The 18219-nt window shown below is 71.0% G+C and carries 17 protein-coding genes and 1 pseudogene; 7 read left to right on the top strand and 11 right to left on the bottom strand.

Features of this window, described 5'->3' with window-relative positions; genetic code table 11:
- Window positions 1-23: 23 nt before the first annotated feature.
- The 3 genes from ACFVW8_RS18270 to ACFVW8_RS18260 are packed head-to-tail and all read left to right on the top strand — an operon-like array spanning window position 24 to window position 2489.
- Complete coding sequence (locus ACFVW8_RS18270; RefSeq protein ID WP_389691096.1) at window positions 24-815, top strand: ABC transporter ATP-binding protein; 792 nt, start codon at window positions 24-26, stop codon at window positions 813-815.
- A complete protein-coding gene (locus ACFVW8_RS18265; protein WP_389691094.1) occupies window positions 802-1722 on the top strand; it encodes an ABC transporter permease in 921 nt (306 codons plus the stop codon). Before ACFVW8_RS18270 ends, ACFVW8_RS18265 begins: the two co-directional genes overlap by 14 nt.
- 8 nt (window positions 1723-1730) lie before the next feature.
- Window positions 1731-2489 (top strand): sirohydrochlorin chelatase, encoded by a 759-nt coding sequence (locus ACFVW8_RS18260; protein WP_389691092.1) that lies wholly within the window; start codon window positions 1731-1733, stop codon window positions 2487-2489.
- A 20-nt stretch (window positions 2490-2509) separates the two neighbouring features.
- Here the strand turns inward: ACFVW8_RS18260 and ACFVW8_RS18255 are convergent, their stop codons facing one another.
- The 3 genes and pseudogenes from ACFVW8_RS18255 to ACFVW8_RS18245 all read right to left on the bottom strand — a co-directional run bounded on the left by ACFVW8_RS18255 (window position 2510) and on the right by ACFVW8_RS18245 (window position 4855).
- Window positions 2510-3142 (bottom strand): DsbA family protein, encoded by a 633-nt coding sequence (locus ACFVW8_RS18255; RefSeq protein WP_389691090.1) that lies wholly within the window; start codon window positions 3140-3142, stop codon window positions 2510-2512.
- Between the two features lie 68 nt (window positions 3143-3210).
- Window positions 3211-3795, bottom strand: a pseudogene (locus ACFVW8_RS18250) (TIGR03086 family metal-binding protein).
- A 10-nt stretch (window positions 3796-3805) separates the two neighbouring features.
- Complete coding sequence (locus ACFVW8_RS18245; RefSeq protein WP_389691088.1) at window positions 3806-4855, bottom strand: ketopantoate reductase family protein; 1050 nt, start codon at window positions 4853-4855, stop codon at window positions 3806-3808.
- Between the two features lie 104 nt (window positions 4856-4959).
- On the opposite strand from ACFVW8_RS18245, the gene ACFVW8_RS18240 reads away from it, so the two are divergent.
- Both ACFVW8_RS18240 and ACFVW8_RS18235 read left to right on the top strand, forming a co-directional pair.
- Window positions 4960-5829, top strand: coding sequence for an aldo/keto reductase (locus tag ACFVW8_RS18240; protein ID WP_389691086.1), 870 nt, complete (start codon window positions 4960-4962; stop codon window positions 5827-5829).
- A 14-nt stretch (window positions 5830-5843) separates the two neighbouring features.
- On the top strand, window positions 5844-6680 hold the full coding sequence (locus tag ACFVW8_RS18235; protein WP_389691084.1) for an ABC transporter ATP-binding protein: 837 nt from the start codon (window positions 5844-5846) through the stop codon (window positions 6678-6680).
- A 9-nt stretch (window positions 6681-6689) separates the two neighbouring features.
- On the opposite strand, the gene ACFVW8_RS18230 is transcribed toward ACFVW8_RS18235, so the two are convergent.
- The 6 genes from ACFVW8_RS18230 to ACFVW8_RS18205 form a co-directional block, all read right to left on the bottom strand.
- Window positions 6690-7073 (bottom strand): DUF4440 domain-containing protein, encoded by a 384-nt coding sequence (locus tag ACFVW8_RS18230; protein ID WP_389691082.1) that lies wholly within the window; start codon window positions 7071-7073, stop codon window positions 6690-6692.
- Window positions 7070-7621 (bottom strand): DUF1697 domain-containing protein, encoded by a 552-nt coding sequence (locus ACFVW8_RS18225; protein WP_389691080.1) that lies wholly within the window; start codon window positions 7619-7621, stop codon window positions 7070-7072. Before ACFVW8_RS18225 ends, ACFVW8_RS18230 begins: the two co-directional genes overlap by 4 nt.
- A gap of 90 nt (window positions 7622-7711) precedes the next feature.
- Window positions 7712-8914 carry a S8 family serine peptidase gene (locus tag ACFVW8_RS18220; protein WP_389691078.1) on the bottom strand — a complete coding sequence of 401 codons (1203 nt, stop codon included), beginning with the start codon at window positions 8912-8914 and terminating at the stop codon, window positions 7712-7714.
- 384 nt (window positions 8915-9298) lie between these two features.
- On the bottom strand, window positions 9299-10588 hold the full coding sequence (locus ACFVW8_RS18215; RefSeq protein WP_389691076.1) for an ABC transporter substrate-binding protein: 1290 nt from the start codon (window positions 10586-10588) through the stop codon (window positions 9299-9301).
- On the bottom strand, window positions 10588-11427 hold the full coding sequence (locus ACFVW8_RS18210) for a carbohydrate ABC transporter permease (RefSeq protein WP_389691074.1): 840 nt from the start codon (window positions 11425-11427) through the stop codon (window positions 10588-10590). The genes ACFVW8_RS18215 and ACFVW8_RS18210 overlap by 1 nt, the downstream gene beginning before the upstream one ends.
- On the bottom strand, window positions 11424-12374 hold the full coding sequence (locus ACFVW8_RS18205) for a carbohydrate ABC transporter permease (protein WP_389691072.1): 951 nt from the start codon (window positions 12372-12374) through the stop codon (window positions 11424-11426). The genes ACFVW8_RS18210 and ACFVW8_RS18205 overlap by 4 nt, the downstream gene beginning before the upstream one ends.
- Before the next feature lie 126 nt (window positions 12375-12500).
- Between ACFVW8_RS18205 and ACFVW8_RS18200 the strand changes: the two genes are divergently transcribed.
- A complete protein-coding gene (locus ACFVW8_RS18200) occupies window positions 12501-13367 on the top strand; it encodes a phosphotransferase enzyme family protein (RefSeq protein WP_389691070.1) in 867 nt (288 codons plus the stop codon).
- A gap of 252 nt (window positions 13368-13619) precedes the next feature.
- Here the strand turns inward: ACFVW8_RS18200 and ACFVW8_RS18195 are convergent, their stop codons facing one another.
- On the bottom strand, window positions 13620-14348 hold the full coding sequence (locus ACFVW8_RS18195) for a 3'-5' exonuclease (RefSeq protein WP_389691068.1): 729 nt from the start codon (window positions 14346-14348) through the stop codon (window positions 13620-13622).
- A 79-nt stretch (window positions 14349-14427) separates the two neighbouring features.
- Window positions 14428-15660, bottom strand: a complete 1233-nt coding sequence (locus ACFVW8_RS18190) for an SAV2148 family HEPN domain-containing protein (RefSeq protein ID WP_389691066.1) — start codon at window positions 15658-15660, stop codon at window positions 14428-14430.
- Between the two features lie 377 nt (window positions 15661-16037).
- On the opposite strand from ACFVW8_RS18190, the gene glgX reads away from it, so the two are divergent.
- Window positions 16038-18203, top strand: a complete 2166-nt coding sequence (gene glgX, locus ACFVW8_RS18185) for a glycogen debranching protein GlgX (protein WP_389691064.1) — start codon at window positions 16038-16040, stop codon at window positions 18201-18203.
- The last annotated feature ends 16 nt before the right edge of the window (window positions 18204-18219 follow it).

The following is an 18219-nucleotide window of genomic DNA, read 5'->3' as shown; positions in this document are numbered from 1 at the left end:
GGATCTCCCAGGAGGTGACGACCATGGCCACGACCACGCTCACCAAGGCCGAGGACCGTACGGCGGTCGGGCACGCGGCCCGTCTCGACCACGTCTCGAAGTCCTTCGGTGGACCGGAGGGGCAGCAGCTCGTCCTGGACGACATCACCCTCGATGTCGCTCCCGGCGAGTTCGTCACCCTGCTGGGAGCTTCCGGGTGCGGCAAATCGACGCTGCTCAATCTGGTGGCTGGGCTCGACCGCCCGTCCGCGGGGTCCATCGAGACCCCCGGCGGGCGGCCGGCCCTGATGTTCCAGGAGCACGCCCTCTTCCCGTGGCTGACCGCGGGCAAGAACATCGAACTGGCGCTGCGGCTGCGCGGCGTACCGAAGTCGGAGCGTCGCACCGAGGCGGAGCGGCTGCTCGAACTCGTCCGCCTCGGCGGGGCGTACGGCAAGCGGGTGCATGAGCTCTCGGGCGGTATGCGCCAGCGGGTGGCGATGGCCCGTGCGCTCGCCCAGGACAGTCAACTGCTGCTGATGGACGAGCCGTTCGCCGCACTCGACGCCATCACCCGGGATGTGCTGCATGACGAGCTGACCCGGATCTGGCGCGAGACGAACGTCTCGGTCCTCTTCGTCACGCACAACGTGCGGGAGGCGGTCCGGCTCGCCGAGCGGGTCGTGCTGCTCTCCTCTCGGCCGGGCCGGATCGCCCGGGAGTGGACGGTCGACATCGAGCAGCCGCGCCGCATCGAGGACACCGCCGTGGCGGAGCTCTCCGTCGAGATCACCGAACAACTGCGTGGGGAGATCCGCCGACATGGCCAGCACTGAGACCACCGCCAAGGGCAGCGCCGCCGAGGACGGCGTTCCCGGGGAAGCCTCCCGGGACATGGCCGGCCTCGAAGCGGGGCTCGACGCTCTCGACGCGGTGCGGGTGACCCGGACCCCGGTGCGCCAGGTGCTGGTGCAGAAGGTGCTGCCGCCGGTGGTGGCCGTCGCCCTGGTGCTCATCCTCTGGCAGATCCTGATCTGGGCGAAGGTCACCGACGACTACAAGCTCCCGCCGCCGTCCCACGTCTGGGACGAGGTGTCCGACGCCTGGGCCCAGGGCACCCTGCTCGGCTACATCTGGACCAGCGTCTCGCGCGGTCTGCTCGGCTTCCTCCTCGCGCTCGTCATCGGCACCCCGCTCGGGCTGCTGGTCTCGCGGGTCAAGGTGGTGCGTGCGGCGATCGGCCCGGTGCTCTCGGGTCTCCAGTCGCTGCCGTCGGTGGCGTGGGTGCCGCCCGCGGTCATCTGGCTCGGGCTGGACGACAAGATGATGTACGCGGTGATCCTGCTGGGCGCCGTCCCGTCGATCGCCAACGGCCTCGTCGCCGGTGTCGACCAGATCCCGCCGCTGCATCTGCGGGCCGGCCAGACACTCGGCGCCACCGGGCTGCGCGGTACCTGGCACATCGTGCTTCCGGCGTCCCTGCCCGGCTACCTGGCGGGGCTGAAGCAGGGCTGGGCGTTCTCCTGGCGCTCGCTGATGGCCGCCGAGATCATCGCCTCCTCGCCCGATCTGGGCGTGGGACTCGGCCAGTTGCTGGAGCAGGGCCGGGAGACCAGCAGCATGTCGATGGTCTTCCTCGCCATCTTCCTGATCCTGATCGTCGGCATCGCCATCGACCTGCTCATCTTCAGCCCCCTGGAGCGGTGGGTGCTGCGCAGCCGCGGCCTCCTCGTCAAGAACTGAGTCCTGTCATGACTGCTCCGGTCCTCCTCGTCGTCGCCCACGGCAGCCGCGATCCGCGGCACGCCGCGACCGTGCACGCGCTCACCGGGCGGGTACGGGCGCTGCGGCCGGGGCTGCGGGTGGAGACCGGGTTCCTGGACTTCAACGCGCCGTCGGTGCCGCGGGTCCTGGAGCGGCTGGCCGGACAGGGTGCGGATGACGTGGTGGCGCTTCCGCTGCTGCTCACCCGGGCCTTCCACGCCAAGTCCGACATCCCGGCGGTGCTGCGGGAGGCCCGCGGCAGGCTTCCCCGGCTGCGGGTGCGCCAGGCCGAGGTGCTCGGCCCGTCCCCGCTGCTGAACTCCGCCCTGGAGCGGCGGCTGTACGAGGCCGGGGTCCGCCCCGGCGACAGAGGCTCGACCGGGCTCGTCCTGGCCTCGGCGGGCTCCACAGACCCGGAGGCGACCGCAGTGATCGCTGAAATCGCGCGGGAGCTGCGGCACACCGGTTGGTGTTCCGTGCGGCCTGCGTTCGCCTCCGCATCCCATCCGCGCACCGAGGAAGCGGTACGGGCGCTGCGGGCGGAGGGGGTACGCCGGGTGGCGGTGGCCCCCTACGTGATCGCGCCCGGCCGCCTCCCGGACCGCATCGCGACGGGTGCGGCGAAGGCCGGTGCGGATGTCCTGGCCGGGGTGCTGGGGCCGTCGCCGGAACTGGCGCGGCTGCTGCTGGACCGGTACGACGAGGCACGGGTGCCGGCGGCCCGGATGGCATCACTCAGCGCATAGCCCGGCCTGCGGGCCGTTGCTCAGCCCACGTCGAGGCTGCCCGTGCGGGTGCGTTTGAGCTCGAAGAAGTCCTCGTAGCCGGCGAGCACCCGGAAGCTGTCGAACAGCCGCGCCGCCTCCTCGCCGCGCGGCACGGCCCGCAGCACCGGGCCGAACCAGACGGTCCCGTCGACGTGGATGGTGGGCGTGCCCACGTATCCGTCCGCCTCCGGATCCTTGCCCGCGTCGTGGCTGCGCCGCAGCGCCTCGTCGTATGTCTGCGTGTGCGCGGCGGCGGCCAGTGCGGCGGGCAGGCCCAGCTCGTCGAGGGACTGGGCGACCACCTCGTCGAAGTCCTCGTTCTTCTGCTGGTGGATCCGGGTGCCGTAGGCGGTGTACAGATCGCGCAGGACGCCGTCGCCGTGCTGCTCGGCCGCGGCGGCGGCGACCCGTACCGGTCCGATCGACTTGTCGACCAGAGCCCGGTACCAGTCGGGGAGTTCGTTGCCGGTGTTGTGCAGGTAGAGGCTCATCACGTGGAAGCGGAGCTCGATGTCTCGCTGCTGCTCCACCTCCAGCATCCAGCGGGAGGTGATCCAGGCGAACGGGCAGGCCGGGTCGAACCAGAAGTCGACGACGGGCCTGCCCGGGGCCGGGCTGCGGTGAGTGGTCATGGCATGAGCGTAGCCAGCCGGTGGCGCAGTCCTGCGGGCCATTCAACGCCGGTCAGGCTGGGCCATTTTCACCCGGCCGTCCACTGCGGGTCACGTCCGCTGAGGGCCAGCGCCCGCTCGAAGCCGGAGACCTGTCCGTCCGCGGTGATCTCGGCGGCGAAGCCCTCGTACTGCCGGTAGAGCCCGGCGGTCTTCTCCACGACCTGGAGGACGTAGCCGGCCGCCCCGTCGGAGAGCCGGAACTCCTGGCCGGTGGCCCGCGCCACGTCCCAGCCGTGCAGCGCGATCTCCTCGATGAGCATCGCGGCGGTGTCGGCGGCCGGGGACGCCATGTCGCCCTCCCCGATGCTGCCTTCCCAGACGACCGGATCCGACCAGGCGGCGACGGCCCGGTCCAGCTGCGCCGCGTAGCTCTCGGCCCAGTCGGGGTCCGCCGTGAAGTCACGGGCGACGAGTTCTCCGGGCAGCTCCGTGCGCAGGGCGCGGTGCTCCATGCCGTGCGAGGTGTAGAGCACCCAGTGGTTGATGAGCGTACGGAGGTCCTAGCCGGCACACGGAGTCCGGGGGTTGTCGAGTTGGCCGGCGCGCACGGCGCGGGCCACCCGGGCCGCCTCGGCGGCGCATTCGGTCATATGGGCGTGCTCGGTCTTCATGCACAGCACGCTAGGCCCGGTGACCGCCCGGGGTATTGAAAAAAGGCGACAGCGGCTCCTCGACGGCCGCGTCGACCAGTGCGGTCAGCTCGGCGACGGACATCGAGCCGGGCTCCCGGCGCTCGCGGGCGCAGGTGTTCGCGATCCGCCGCAGCACGTCGTTGACCGGGGTGGGTACGCCGTGGAGCCGGCCGAGCAGTGTGATCTCGCCGTTGAGGTAGTCGGCCTCGATCGTGCCGGTGCCGCGGCTGAGGCTCTGCCAGGAGGAGCCGCCGCCGCGCGGGGAGCCGTCGAAGGGTTCGAAGCGGATCCGGTCGCCCCGCACCTCGGTCTGTTCCTGCCGGCCGACCGCGTCGATACCGGCCGCCGCGAGCACGGCCTGCCCCTCGGCCAGCGCCCGCTCGAACAGGCCGATCGCGTCATCCCCCGCGAGCGGACCGGTGGCCGCCTCGACGGCGTTGGCCAGGTTGGAGAGCAGCTTGCCGTACTTCCAGCGCATCACGTCCGCCACCACTGGGGCGAGCAGCTTCGCGCTCTCCAGGTCGGCGGAGATCCGCCGGGCGGTGTCGTCGGTGCCCGACGGGTAGCGGCCCAGGTGCAGGATGCCGGTGAGCGGGCTGCCTGCCGCGGACACCCGGCCGGGCTCCACGAAGGTGGCGGGCAGCCAGACGCACATGCCGTACACGCGGTCGAAACGGCGCAGCGCGAGGCGTTCGCTCTCCACCCCGTTCTGCGCGCAGACCAGCGGCAGCCGCTCGCCCGCCGTGCCGCCGCCCGCCACCGGCCGGGTGCTCCAGTCATCGAGTGCGGCGACGCTGTCCTGCGTCTTGACGGCGAGCACGAGTACGTCGTCGGGGGTCAGGGCCGGCGCCTCGGGTCCGTCGACGACGGGGAGGTGGTGGGTGCGGGTGCCGTCGGGGGTGGTGAGCCGGAGCCCGCCGGAGCGCAGTGCCTCGTAGTGGGCCCCACGGGCCACGAGCACCACGGAGTGGCCGGCCTCGGCCAGCCGTCCGCCGATGGCGCCGCCGACGGCGCCCGCTCCCACGATGACGTAGCGCATCCCGCTCCTCCGCACGGCCGCGGCTCGGGCGGTGGCGTCACCGTGACGGCTAGGCGGTCCCCCGGGCCGGAAGTTGTATCCGCCATCCAGACTACTGTTTCCCCATGTCCTCCGTATTGCGGTCCCCCGACGACTCCTTTCTCCTCGGCGGCGAACTGCCCGTGCGCCGTCTCGGCTACGGCACCGCGCAGCTGACCGGCCCCGGCTACTGGGGTCCCCCCGCCGACCGGCAGAAGTCGCTGGCCGTGCTCAGGGCGGCCGTCGACCGGGGCGTGACCCTGATCGACACGGCCGAGAACTACGGCCCCTGGGTAGCCGAGGATCTTGTGGCCGAGGCGCTGCACCCGTACCGCGACGATCTGGTGATCGCGACGAAGGGCGGCGTCGTGCGCACCAGTGACAGCACCACGCGCATCACCGGGCGGCCCGAGCAGCTGCGGGCGATGTGCGAAGGGAGTCTGCGCCGGCTGCGGACGGACCGGATCGACCTCTACCAGCTGCACAGGCTGGATCCGAGGGTGCCGATGGCCGAGCAACTGGGCACTCTGGATGCACTGCGGCAGGAGGGTAAGATCCGGTACATCGGTCTGGACACCCTCACCGCCGAACAGCTGGAGCAGGCGCTCTCCCTGACCGGGATCGCCTCGGTGCAGAACCGCTTCAATCTCCTGGACCGTTCGTCGGACGCGGTACTGAAGGTGTGCGAGACCCACGGCCTCGCCTTCCTTCCCTGGTTCCCGCTGGCGAACGGCACCCTGGCCGGCGAAGGCGCCGCGGCGCTCGCCGGGATCGCGGAACGTCACGGTGCCACCCGCGGGCAGATCGCCCTGGCCTGGCTGCTGCACCACTCCCCCGCGCTCTGCCCGACCCCGGGCACCGGTTCGCCCGTGCATCTCGCGGAGAATCTCGGGGCCCGGGAGATCCCGCTGTCGACCGAGGACATGAGCCTCCTGGAGGCGCTCGCATCCGCATGAAGGAGTACCCGCACGTGACCACCACAGCCGCCCTCGCCTCTCCGTCCCGCACGGCCCCGGTTCCGGTGATCAGGGCCGACGACGTCACTCTCGTTCGGGACGGCAAGGTGCTGCTCGACTCGGTCTCGATGACCGTGCACGGCGGCGAGCACTGGGCGCTGCTCGGCGCCAACGGTGCGGGCAAGAGCACCCTGCTCGGGCTGCTCGGCGCGATCAGGCATCCCACCCGGGGTGCGGTCGAGGTGCTGGGCCGCACCATCGGACGCGTCGATCTGCGGGAGCTGCGGACGCTGCTGGGGCATGTCGACCCGCGCCATCCGCTGCGTTCCCCGCTGACGGTGGACGAGGTCGTGCTGACGGGGCTGACCAACTCGGTCGAGCCGGTGCCGCGCCGGTCGGCCGGCCCGGAGCAGCGGGAGCGGGCGGAGCGGCTGCTGAAGATGCTGGGCATGGGCGGCAAGGAGAAGTCGCGCTGGCCCGCGCTGTCGCAGGGCGAGCGGGGCCGTACGCTCATCGCCCGCGCCCTGATGCCGCAGCCCCGGCTGCTGCTGCTCGACGAGCCGGCCACCGGTCTTGACCTGGCGGCCCGGGAGCAGCTGCTGGACAGTCTGGACGCGCTGCGCGAGGAGCACCCGGAGCTGGCGACGGTGCTGGTCACGCACCATCTGGAGGAGCTGCCCGCCTCGACCACGCATGCGATGCTGCTGCGCGGCGGGCGGTGTGTGGCCTCGGGGCCCGCTGACGGGGTGCTGACCACGGAGCAGGTCAGCGACTGCTTCGGTCATCCGGTACGGATCGCCCGCACCGACGGCCGGTGGACGGCGCGGGCCCAGCGGGCCGGACGTCGCTGACCGGGGTGCTCATCCGCCGGCCGCCGGTTCGGTGATGAAGGGCGTGGCCTGGTGGTAGTAGAGCAGCCAGCCCGTCCCGGTGAGCCGCCACAGTGAACTGCGGTGGGCGCGCTTCCCCTTGGCCTCGGTGTCGAAGGTGACGTGGACGAGGTCGTCGGCGAGCTGGGTCCCGTGCATCCGGGAGGCGGTGAGCGGCCCGGGGCGCGGGGCGGTGCCCGTGATCAGCGAGGTGATGACCGTGTCCCGGTCCCAGTGGCGGCCGGTGGAGTCGACCTCGTGGAATTCGGGGTGCAGGACCTGGACGAGGAGTTCGGTGGAGGCACGCACCAGCGGGTCGAGGAGGCGGAGTTCGCCCTCGACCGCCGCGGCCACGCCCGGGGACGGCTCGTTCACGCGTGGCCCCCGGTCATCTCCACGAGTCTGGTGACCGTGTTCCAGTTGCGTGAGGTTGCGACGAGGCCCCTGGTGAGAGAGGGGCGGGAGAGCGCGGCAGCGAGCTTGGAGCCGCCAAGACCGCCGGGGGCGTGGAGATAGAGGGCGCGTTCGCCGAGCCGGAACTCCTCGGGGAGGAATGCCGCGGCGTCCACCGGGGCGAAGCGGGTCTCGTCGACCTGCTGGTCGAAGTAGGTGATGTGGAGCTCCCTGGGCTGGAGCTCGGCGGCGGGGAACGGACAGGCGGCGGCCACGGCCGCGAGATAGCCGCCGTCCCGGACCAGACACGGGACGTCGAAGCCGAACCGCTCCGCGATGGCCTGCTCCAGTTCCGCCGCGAGTGCGTTCTCGTCGTCCGATTCGCTGCTGAAGACGGCGTTGCCGCTCTGCAGGTGGGTGCGGACGTCTCCGTGGCCCAGTCCGGTGAGCAGGGTGCGGAGTTCGGCCATCGGGATCTTCCGGTGGCCGCTCACGTTGATCCCGCGCAGCAGCGCCGCGTACATCGTCATGGGCACACCATAGGACGATCACCCCGCGCCGTGCGGCCGCCGCGCCCCGTGGGGGAGGGCGCGGGGGCCGCCGGTCAGCGAGCGGTGCTGTTACTCAACGACCTTCAGCAGCTTGTTCGCCGTGCCTTCGGTGGCGTTGCTGATGGCGTCCGGGGTGGCTCCGTCGGTCAGCGCCGAGGAGACGTCCGCCGGGGCGGCGTCCGGGTGTCCCGCCAGGTAGAGGGCGGCGGCACCGACGACGTGCGGAGTCGCCATGGACGTACCGGAGATGGTGTCGGAGCCGGTGTCGCTGTCGTTCCACGCCGAGGTGATGTCCGAACCCGGGGCGTACAGGTCCACCAGCGAGCCGTAGTTGGAGAACGACGACTGCTCGTCGTCCACCGTGGACGAGGCGACCGTGATGGCCTCCGGGACGCGCGCCGGGGAGCTCTCGCTCGCGTCGCCCGACTCGTTGCCTGCGGCCACTCCGTAGGTGACTCCGGAGGCGATGGACTTCTGGACCGCCGCGTCGAGCGCCTCGTCCACGCCGCCGCCGAGGCTCATGTTGGCGACGGACGGGCCCTCGTGGTTCTCGGTGACCCAGTCGATACCGGCGACGACCTGCTCGGTGGTGCCCGAGCCCGAGTCGTCGAGGACCCGGACGGCCACGATCTTGGCCTTCTTGGCGACGCCGTACGTCGCGCCGGCGATGGTGCCGGCCACGTGGGTTCCGTGACCGTAGCCGTCGTCGGCGTTGTCGTCGTCGTCCACGGCGTCGTAGCCGTAGCTGGCCCGGCCCTCGAACTCCTCGTGCGTGATACGGACACCGGTGTCGATGACGTACGCGGTGACGCCCTCGCCCGCGCTGTCCGGGTAGTTGTACGCGTTGTCGCCGGCGGTCTCGGCCTGGTCGATGCGGTCCAGGCCCCAGGACGGCGGGTTGTCCTGGGTGGCGTCGACGTGGAACTTCTTGTTCTGGACGACCTTGGAGACGGCCGGGTCGGCGGCGAGCCGCTTGGCCTCGGTCTGCGAAAGACCGCTGGCGGAGAAGCCGTTGATGGCGGAGCTGTAGTTGCGCTTCAGCTTGCCGCCGTACTCCTTGGCCAGCTTCGACTTGTCGGCCTTGTGGTCCAGCATGACTATGTAGCTGCCGGACACGGCGGTTGCCGCGTCGGCACCGTAGATCTTGCCCGTGGCGGGGGCGGGTGCCGCTCCGGCCATGGAGCTGCCCAGCAGGGTGACTCCGGCTGCGGCGGCCACGGCGGTGATGGCGGCGGTGAGCTTGAAACCGCGTGCGCGCTTGTGAATTGCCATGAAGAGGGGTCTCCTCGTCATTCTTTTGTGGGGGGATTGGCCCTCGGCCGGAAGATCTCCGGGGGCTGGCTCGAAACCCTCGCCCATTGACGCGCTCAGATCAAGACCTTCATACGTCTGTGACTTACTCAACAAGCTTTCGTAATAAGAAACCGGCCAGGGGCGCCCAAGTCGGGCGTGCGACCCCCCAACGCCCTTTACGTGCAAGGGGTGTGCATCCTGCGCCTCGGGGACACGACCGTCCGCGGGACGGCGACGGCGCCCGTCGGCCCGGCAGACAGCGGGAGGAGAAGGCCTGAATCCGCCCCTGCGTTCGAACCGGGCGCGGCGCGGCCCCTTCCCGTCCCCCGGCTCGCGGGGGACGGGAAGGGGCCGGCGGACCCGTCAGCGCTGGTAGCGGGCCAGCACCCGGTTCCCGTCCTGGACCAGACGCTTCCTCAGCTCGGCCGCGTCGATCGCGCCGCTGTAGTACTCCTGGAACGCGGGAGTGGCCACCTTGTCCTTCCACTCGGGGTAGCCGCGCACGGACTGGGCGGGCGCGGAGCGCAGTGCCCCCGCGAGGGCGGCACCGGTCGCCCAGCCCCGGTCGGCGGTGTGCAGCGAGGGGTCCGCCAGCGCCTCCTTGCCGGTGGGCAGCATCCAGTCGCCCTTGGCGAGGCGCACCATGTTCGCCGGCCGCAGCAGGAAGTCGATGAACTCCACGGCTTCCTTCTTGTGCGGACTGTCCTCGGCGACGGACAGGGTCTGCGGGCTCACCCCCTGGGCCAGGCCCGCGCTCCCGGCCGGGGCGGGCAGCACCGTCCACTCGAAGCCCTTCGGGGCCTGTTCGACCACCTGCTGGCGGTAGGAGAATCCCAGCGGCACCATGGCGTACTTGCCGCCGAAGAGACCGGGAAGGGCGTCACCGCCGCCCATGCCGAGGGCCGTACGGGCGGCGCTGTGGTCGGTGTTGACCTGGTCGTGGATGGTGTCGGGGACGACGAGGTCGCCGTCGTCCACGGCCAGCGTGACCTTTCCGTCGGCGCCGCGGTGGAACATCTCGCCGCCGGCCGAGAGGCCGAGGTTGAGCGTGACCGATACCGGCTCCTTGAGTGGCCAGGCGACTCCGTAACGGCCCTTGCCCGTGAGCTTCTTGGTGACCTGCCGGAACTCCGTCCAGCTCCAGGGCTTCGCCGGGGTCGGGATGCGGACCCCCGAGGCCTTCAGCAGTCTGGTGTTGGCGATCAGGACGCGCGGCTCCTGAAGGAAGGGCACCCCGTAGACACCGCCGTCGAAGGTGCTGGTGCTCCAGCTCTGCCGCGGGATGTCCTTGGCCAGCCGGTCCGGCAGCAGGGCGCGCAGATCGGCGAGATAGCCGCCGTAGGCGAAGTCCGCGAGGTCGTCGGACGCGTCATGGATGACGTCGGGTGCCTCGTCCCCCTCGAAGGAGGTGAGGAGCTGGTCGTGGACGCTGTCCCAGCTGCCCTGGACGTACTGGACCTGGACATCGGGATGGCTCGCGTTCCACTCCTTCACCAGCTGCTTGTTGGCGTCGACGGACTCCTTCTGCCAGGCCAGCGACTGGAAGCGGAGCCTGACCGTGCCGTCCGTCCGGCCGTCTCCCCCGCCGCAGCCGGTGAGCAGCAGGGCCAGCGCGGTGGCCGCCGCGGCTGCCGTACGTGCCACTGCCCGCATCAGCTCTTCACCGCCCCGGCCAGCATGCCGCCCGTGATCCGCCGCTGGATGAACGCGAAGAGGACGAGCGAGGGAAGGGTGGCAAGGAACGCGGCGGCGGCGAGCGGCCCCAGGTCGCTCGCACCCTCCGCGCCGAGGAAGTGGGTCAGTACGACCGGCAAGGTCTGCTTCTCCGGTGTCTTGAGCAGGACGAGCGCGAAGAAGAACTCGTTCCACGCGGTGATGAAGGCGAAGAGCGCGGTGGCGACGATCCCGGGTGCCAGCAGCGGGGCGGTGACCGAGACGAGCGTACGCAGCCGGCTCGCGCCGTCGACGGCGGCCGCCTCCTCCAGTTCGGGCGGCACCGCCCGCACGTATCCGACCAGCATCCACAGAGCGAACGGCAGCGACCAGACGACGTACACCATGATCAGCCCCCACAGCGTGTTGATCAGATGCAGGTACTTGAGCACCAGGAAGAGCGGAATGATCAGCAGGACGAACGGGAACGCCTGGCTGACCACGACCCAGCCGGTGGCGGCGGCGGAGAGCCGCGAGCGGTGGCGCGCCATCACATAGGCCATCGGGGTGGCGATGACGACCGCGATGATCCCGGCCGAGACGGCGGCGGTCAGCGAGTTGGCGGCGGCCTGCAGCAGCGGCTGCTCGTCGAAGGCGGCCCGGAAGTTGTCGAGCGTCGGGTGGTGCGGAATCCAGGTGGGGTGCAGGGAGCCGAGCTCGGGCGCCGGTTTGAAGGCGGTGGAGATCAGCCAGAGGAACGGGAACGCCAGGAAGACCAGGTAGCACAGCAGCGCGAGGTACTGTCCGGCGCGCACGGACCTGCGGGTACGCATGCTCATCGGTCCTCGCCTCCCCCGAGCCGGCCCACGAGGTACACGGCGAGGATCACGGAGATCACCGCGACCATCACACAGCCCATCGCCGCGGCATAGCCGAACTGTCCGTACCGGAAGGCCTCTTCGTACGCGAAGAGCATCGGCAGCCGGGTACGGCCGCCGGGGCCGCCGTTGGTCAGCACGTAGACCAGGGCGAAGGAGTTGAAGTTCCAGATGAAGTTGAGCGCGGTGATGGAAAGGGCGACCGGTCTGAGCGCGGGCCAGGTGACGGTGCGGAAACGGCGCCAGGCGCCCGCGCCGTCCAGTGCGGCCGCCTCGTGGAGTTCGTGCGGGGTGTTCTGCAGACCGGCCAGCAGGGCGACCGTGGTCTGCGGCATCCCGGCCCAGACCCCGACGAGAATCACCGCGGGCAGCGCGGTGGCGAGGCCGGTCAGCCAGTCACGGCCGTCACCGAACCCCAGATCACGGATGGTCTCGTTGAGGATTCCGGCGTCCGGGTTGTAGACGAGCCGCCACATGATGCCGACGACGACCTCGGGCATGGCCCACGGGATGATCGCCAGGGCCCGCGCAAGCCACCGCATCCGCAGCTTCTCGTTGAGCAGCAGCGCCAGACCGAGAGCCAGCACGAACTGCGGGACGGTGACACCGACCGCCCACACCAGACCGATCCGGAACGAGTCCCAGAACAGTCCGTCGTGCAGCAGGTCCTGGAAGTTCAGTACGCCGACCCACTGGGTGGACCTCGTGCGGCCCGACTGCGAGTCGGTGAAGGCCAGCACGATGCCGTAGAGCAGCGGCCCGACGCTGAGGACCAGGATCGGGATCAGGGCGGGCAGCACCAGGAACCAGGTACCGGCGTTCCTGTCGACCCCCGCGGACCCCTTGCCGTGCGGACCGCCCGGCGGACCGTGCCGTCCGGGCTGCACGGTTGCACTCGCCAATGTCATGAATGGACCCCCTTTGCGTCATTCGACCGGCTTGATACCGTTCTGGCCGCTCAGGTGGCCTCCGTAATCGTGCTGAGGCGCCGCCGGTTCGTCAAGGCAACCTGCACAGATGCGAAAATCGGATCCATGAACGAGATGCGAGCGCGCGAGGTACTGACCGCTGCCGGGCACCCCGGCGACGCGGAGCTGCTCGCGCTGGGCGAGAACGCGGTGTTCGCCGTGGGCGACCTGGTGGTCAAGATCGGCCGGGATGCCGTACGGAGTCCGGAGCTGCGGGTGCGGGCCGAGCGCGAGGTGGCTGTGGCGCAGTGGCTCGCCGCGTCCGGCGTCCCGGCGGTACGGGCCGCCGATCCCACCGCGCGGCTGGTCGAGGGACACCCGGTCACGCTGTGGCACCGGCTTCCCGACGCGGTGCGGGCCGCCGAGCCGAGGGATCTGGCGCCGCTGCTCACCGCGGTGCACGCGCTGCCGGCCCCCGAAGGTCTCGCCCTCCCCCGCCGGGAGCTGCTGGGCGGGGTCGAGCGCTGGCTGCGCCTGGCGGGCGACGCGATCGACCCGGCAGACGCCGCCTATCTGCGCGAACGGCGTGACGGTTTCGCGACGGCCGCCGACGCGCTGGTGCCGCACCTGGACCCGGGCCCGATCCACGGCGACGCGCTGCCGCGCAATGTCCATGTCGGTCCGGACGGGCCGGTCCTGGTGGACCTGGAGACCTTCTCGACGGATCTGCGCGAGCACGATCTGGTGGTACTGGCCCTGTCCCGCGACCGGTACGCGCTGGCGGCGGACGCCTATGACGCGTTCACTTCGGCGTACGGGTGGGACGTACGGGAGTGGGACGGCTGCGCGGTGCTGCGCGGGGCGCGGGAGACGGCGAGCTGTGCGTGGGTCGCGCAGCACGCACCGGCCAACCCGAAGGCCCTCGTGGAGTTCCGCCGCCGGGTGGCGTCGCTGCGGGACGGTGACGCGGGAGTGCGGTGGTACCCGTTCTGAGGCGCGGCTCACCGGGCGCGCGCCGGTGAGCGCGGTGTCCCCAATCGCCGGACGGGCTGACGAGCTGTCCTCAATCGCCGGACGGGCTTGATTTTGGCTCAGGTTGCCGCCTGCCTGCAGGCAAGAACCCCGACCCGCACGATCTTGGCCGCGCCATCCCCTGCCTGCAGGCAAACGGCAAGACCGGCATATCAAGTCCGTCCGGCGATTGAGGACGCAGCACGGCCGAAGGCCGGGCAACCGGACGCGCCCTCAGCCCGAGACCGGCACCGGCTCCCGGACCGGCCAGCGGCCGTCGATCACCGCGTCCGCCTCGCCCTTGCGGCGCAGGAACCGCTGGAAGTCGGCGGCCCACTCCGCGTACCAGTCGATCTGGCGCTCGTGGAGCTCGGGCGCCGACAGCGAGGCCACCGAGCCGTGCCGCGCGGCTATCGCGTACGCGACCCGCACCGCGGCCAGCGCGTCGGCCCCCGCGTCGTGCGCGCCGCCGTGCACCACGCCGTACTCGACGCAGACCGCCTCCAGATTGCGCTTGCCCTTGCGGTAGCGGTCCACCGCCCGGTCGATCGTGTACGGGTCCACGACCGGCCCGATCCCCGCGCCGCCCAGGCGCTCGCTCAGGGACGGCAGCCCGTGCCGGTACAACTCCGCGGTCAGCAGCGTCAGGTCGAACGCGGCGTTGTACGCGACGACCGGCACGCCCCGGCGCCAGTAGCCGGTCAGGGTGTCGGCGATCTCGTCGGCCACCTCGCGCACCGGCCGGCCCTCCGCCGCCGCCCGCTCGCTGCTGATGCCGTGGATCGCCGAGGCCTGTGCGGGGATCCGGATCCCCGGATCGGCCAGCCAGGTGTGCCGGTCCGCCGGCTCGCCGTCGCTGCCGTCGACCCGGACGACCGCGGCCGTCACGATCCGGGCCTCCAGCGGCTCCGTACCCGTCGTCTCCAGGTCGAAGCCGACCAGCTCATGCCGGTGCCAGCTCATCCCGTACCTCCTTCGTGGTGCTTCCCCCAGGTGACGACCACCCTCGCACGGGCCACTGACAACGCCGGTGGACGGCCCCTCAGGAGACCGGCCGGGAGTCCGTCCAGACGGACTCGAACTCCTCGCGGTACGTCTCGAACAGTCCGTGCTCGCTGTCCTGCCCGGACCGGACCACCGCACGTCCGCCGCCGCGGAGCACCAGCACGGGCGCCTCCATGCCGCGGGCCCGGCGCAGATACGTCTGGACGACACCCACCGCGTCGGCCCCGTCACCGTCCACCAGGTAGGCGGTGAAGCGCGGCGTCTCGTCGAAGACATGGATCTCGAAGGCGCCCGGATCGCGGAGCTTGGAGCGGACCCGGCGCATATGGAGGATGTTCATCTCCACCGACCGGCTCAGCTCGCCCTTCTTGAGGCCCAGCTCCCGTTCGCGGCGCTTGACCGCACTGCTGGCGGGGTTGATGAAGAGCAGCCGGATCCGGCAGCCCGTCTCGGCCAGCCGGATCAGCCGGCGGCCGGAGAAGTTCTGCACCAGCAGATTGAGCCCTATGCCGATCGCGTCCAGCCTGCGGGCACCCCCGAAGAGGTCCTCGGCGGGCAGCTGGCGCTGGAGCCGCACCCGGTCGGAATGGACGGAGACCACGTCCGCGTACCGGTCGCCGACGAGCTCCTCCACGGCGTCGACGGGGAGCCGGTCGGCGGAGGGCACAGCGGCGCCGCTGCCGAGGATCTCCAGCAGCCGCGCGGAGGCCCGCTCGGCCTGGGCGAGCACCGCCTCGTTGAGCGCGCGGTTGCGGGAGACCACGTTCCGGGCGACCTCCAGCTCGTCGAGTGCCAGCTCCACATCGCGGCGGTCGTCGAAGTAGGGCTCGAAACAGGGCCAGTGCTGAACCATCAGCTCACGCAGCTGGGGCAGCGTGAGGAAGCTCAGCACGTTGTCGTCGGCCGGGTCGAGCAGATAGCCCTTGCGGCGGGAGACCTCGCGCACGGCGACGGCGCGCTGCACCCACTCCTGCCCGGCGGGGCCGGCAGCGGCCACCACCCAGTCCTCGCCGTGGACCGGTTCGTAGATGGGCCGGAGCACCGCGGCCACCACGGCGCGCAGCCGCTGTTCCACGAGATTCAGCCAGATATAGGCACGCCCGGCCCGCTGCGCACGCGTGCGCACCTCACTCCAGGCGTCCGCGCCCCAGTCCAGTTCCGCGCCGATCTCCAGAGGCTGGGCGAGCGACACCGCCCCGGGCGGCACAGCGGTGGAGTCCCCCTCGTGACCAGCGTCACCTGGGGGCAGCTCGAACCCTCCCGAGCTCACCCGCACACCGCCTTCCGCTCCCCCACCAACGATCAAGGAAGGGTACTCCGGGAGCGGGAGCCGGTGCAGCCGGATGCACAGGCTGATTACTCAACTCCCCTACGGCACAAGCCTGTTCCGAGAGACGAGATCTGCCGTAGTGAGCGGATTCATAGTGATTAAACACCCCATGGCAAGCCGCATACCGGACAGCCGGCCGGATGGGGCCGCCGAATTCCGGTTCCGGGCGACACGGAGGGCCCGATGTTGACCGGCCCAGGGCGACGCCGCCCCCCGTTTGACGGCCGGTCCTAGGTAAGGGCCGCTCTTTCGGGGAAGATCTGCCAGGGAGCCCGCATTCCCCAGGCGACCGCATCAGAGTGGAAGAGTCGAAATCTATGCAGGTCTGGCCGGGACAGGCGTACCCCCTCGGTGCCACGTACGACGGCGCCGGGACCAACTTCGCGGTCTTCTCGGAGGCCGCCCACCGAATCGAGTTGTGCCTGCTGCACGACGACGGTTCCGAGACAGCGGTGGAACTCCGGGAGACCGACGCTTTCGTGCGCCACGCGTATCTGCCCGGGGTTATGCCCGGGCAGCGGTACGGATTCCGGGTCCACGGGCCGTACGAGCCCCAGCGCGGCGCCCGCTGCAACTCAGCGAAGCTGCTCCTCGACCCGTACGCGCGGGCGGTCGCCGGGCAGATCCAGTGGGGCGAGGCGGTGTACGGCTATCCGTTCGGCCGGCCCGACGCGCGCAACGACCTCGACTCGGCTCCGCACACGATGACGTCGGTCGTGGTCAATCCGTACTTCGACTGGGGCGACGACCGGCGGCCCCGTACGGACTACCACCGCACGGTGATCTACGAGGCCCACGTGAAGGGCCTGACGATGCTTCATCCGGGGCTGCCGAAGGAGCTGCGCGGTACGTACGCCGGGCTGGCGCACCCGGAGGTCATCGCGCATCTTACGGAGCTGGGCGTCACGGCGATCGAGTTGATGCCGGTGCACCAGTTCGTGCAGGACCACCGGCTGGCGGACGCGGGGCTCGCCAACTACTGGGGCTACAACACCATCGGCTTCTTCGCCCCGCACAACGCCTACGCCTCCTGGGGCGACCGGGGCGAGCAGGTGCTCGAATTCAAGCAGGCCGTACGGGCGCTGCACCAGGCGGGCATCGAGGTGATCCTCGACGTGGTCTACAACCACACGGCGGAGGGCAACCACCTGGGTCCGACGCTCTCCTTCCGGGGCCTGGACAACGCCTCGTACTACCGGTTGACCGACGACCAGCGCTACTACATGGACACCACGGGGACCGGGAACTCCCTGCTGATGCGCTCCCCGCACGTACTCCAGATGATCATGGACTCGCTGCGGTACTGGGTGACCGAGATGCATGTGGACGGGTTCCGGTTCGATCTGGCGGCCACCCTGGCCCGTCAGTTCCACGAAGTGGACCGGCTGTCGTCGTTCTTCGACCTGGTGCAGCAGGACCCGGTGGTCAGCCAGGTGAAGCTGATCGCCGAGCCGTGGGACGTGGGCGAGGGCGGCTACCAGGTGGGGAACTTCCCGCCGCTGTGGACGGAGTGGAACGGGAAGTACCGGGACACGGTGCGAGACCTGTGGCGCGGTGAGCCCCGGACGCTGGCCGAGTTCGCCGGACGGCTGACCGGCTCGTCCGACCTGTACCAGGACGACGGCCGGCGGCCGCTCGCCTCGATCAACTTCGCCACCTGCCATGACGGGTTCACCCTGCACGACCTCGTCTCGTACAACAACAAGCACAACGACGCCAACGGCGAGGGCAACCGGGACGGCGAGAGCCACAACCGGTCCTGGAACTGCGGCGTGGAGGGCGAGACGGACCGGCCCGAGGTGCTGGAGCTGCGCGAGCGGCAGATGCGGAACTTCGTCGCCACCCTGATGCTGTCGCAGGGGGTGCCGATGCTGAGCCACGGTGACGAGTTCGGCCGCACCCAGCTGGGCAACAACAACGGCTACTGCCAGGACAGCGAGCTGTCCTGGGTGCACTGGCCGGACCCGGCCGAGGCGGCGGCGGACGACGGCGAGGACACGGACCCGCCGGGCGCCGACGGGCTCGGCAGCAGCCTGCTGGAGTTCACCCGGGCCATGGTGTGGCTGCGCCGCGACCATCCGGTCTTCCGGCGCCGCCGGTTCTTCCACGGCCGGCCGGTGGAGGGCACGCACGACGAGCTGTCGGACATCGCCTGGTTCACGCCCGAGGGCGATGAGATGACCCAGCGGGACTGGGGGGCCGCGCATGCGAAGGCGCTGACGGTCTTTCTGAACGGGCACGCCATCTCGGAGCCGGGCCCGCGCGGCGAGCGGATCTCCGACGACTCCTTCCTGCTGATGTTCAACGCGAGCGCCGAGACGCTGGAGTTCGCCGTGCCGGTCAACCACGGGCGGCAGTGGCATGTGGTCGTCGACACCGCGCGCCCCGTCGGGGTGCTGCCCGGCGCCGGGCCGAAGGTGACGGGGGGCGATCGGGTGACGCTGGTGGGCCGGAGCATGGCGGTGCTCCAGCGGCCCGCGTAGGGGAAGGCGTGCGGTG

This window comes from Streptomyces sp. NPDC058221 (genome assembly GCF_042882365.1).
GTDB lineage: Bacteria > Actinomycetota > Actinomycetes > Streptomycetales > Streptomycetaceae > Streptomyces.
This window is presented reverse-complemented; position numbering and strand designations above follow the sequence as displayed.

What these genes read in the sequence shown, in the direction of transcription:
- ACFVW8_RS18270 (WP_389691096.1), top strand. Translation starts at nt 24, where the DNA reads ATGGCCACGACCACGCTCACCAAGGCCGAGGACCGTACGGCGGTCGGG.
- ACFVW8_RS18265 (WP_389691094.1), top strand. Translation starts at nt 802, where the DNA reads ATGGCCAGCACTGAGACCACCGCCAAGGGCAGCGCCGCCGAGGACGGC.
- ACFVW8_RS18260 (WP_389691092.1), top strand. Translation starts at nt 1,731, where the DNA reads ATGACTGCTCCGGTCCTCCTCGTCGTCGCCCACGGCAGCCGCGATCCG.
- ACFVW8_RS18255 (WP_389691090.1), bottom strand. Translation starts at nt 3,142, where the DNA reads ATGACCACTCACCGCAGCCCGGCCCCGGGCAGGCCCGTCGTCGACTTC.
- ACFVW8_RS18245 (WP_389691088.1), bottom strand. Translation starts at nt 4,855, where the DNA reads ATGCGCTACGTCATCGTGGGAGCGGGCGCCGTCGGCGGCGCCATCGGC.
- ACFVW8_RS18240 (WP_389691086.1), top strand. Translation starts at nt 4,960, where the DNA reads ATGTCCTCCGTATTGCGGTCCCCCGACGACTCCTTTCTCCTCGGCGGC.
- ACFVW8_RS18225 (WP_389691080.1), bottom strand. Translation starts at nt 7,621, where the DNA reads ATGACGATGTACGCGGCGCTGCTGCGCGGGATCAACGTGAGCGGCCAC.
- ACFVW8_RS18220 (WP_389691078.1), bottom strand. Translation starts at nt 8,914, where the DNA reads ATGGCAATTCACAAGCGCGCACGCGGTTTCAAGCTCACCGCCGCCATC.
- ACFVW8_RS18215 (WP_389691076.1), bottom strand. Translation starts at nt 10,588, where the DNA reads ATGCGGGCAGTGGCACGTACGGCAGCCGCGGCGGCCACCGCGCTGGCC.
- ACFVW8_RS18210 (WP_389691074.1), bottom strand. Translation starts at nt 11,427, where the DNA reads ATGAGCATGCGTACCCGCAGGTCCGTGCGCGCCGGACAGTACCTCGCG.
- ACFVW8_RS18205 (WP_389691072.1), bottom strand. Translation starts at nt 12,374, where the DNA reads ATGACATTGGCGAGTGCAACCGTGCAGCCCGGACGGCACGGTCCGCCG.
- ACFVW8_RS18200 (WP_389691070.1), top strand. Translation starts at nt 12,501, where the DNA reads ATGAACGAGATGCGAGCGCGCGAGGTACTGACCGCTGCCGGGCACCCC.
- ACFVW8_RS18195 (WP_389691068.1), bottom strand. Translation starts at nt 14,348, where the DNA reads ATGAGCTGGCACCGGCATGAGCTGGTCGGCTTCGACCTGGAGACGACG.
- glgX (WP_389691064.1), top strand. Translation starts at nt 16,038, where the DNA reads ATGCAGGTCTGGCCGGGACAGGCGTACCCCCTCGGTGCCACGTACGAC.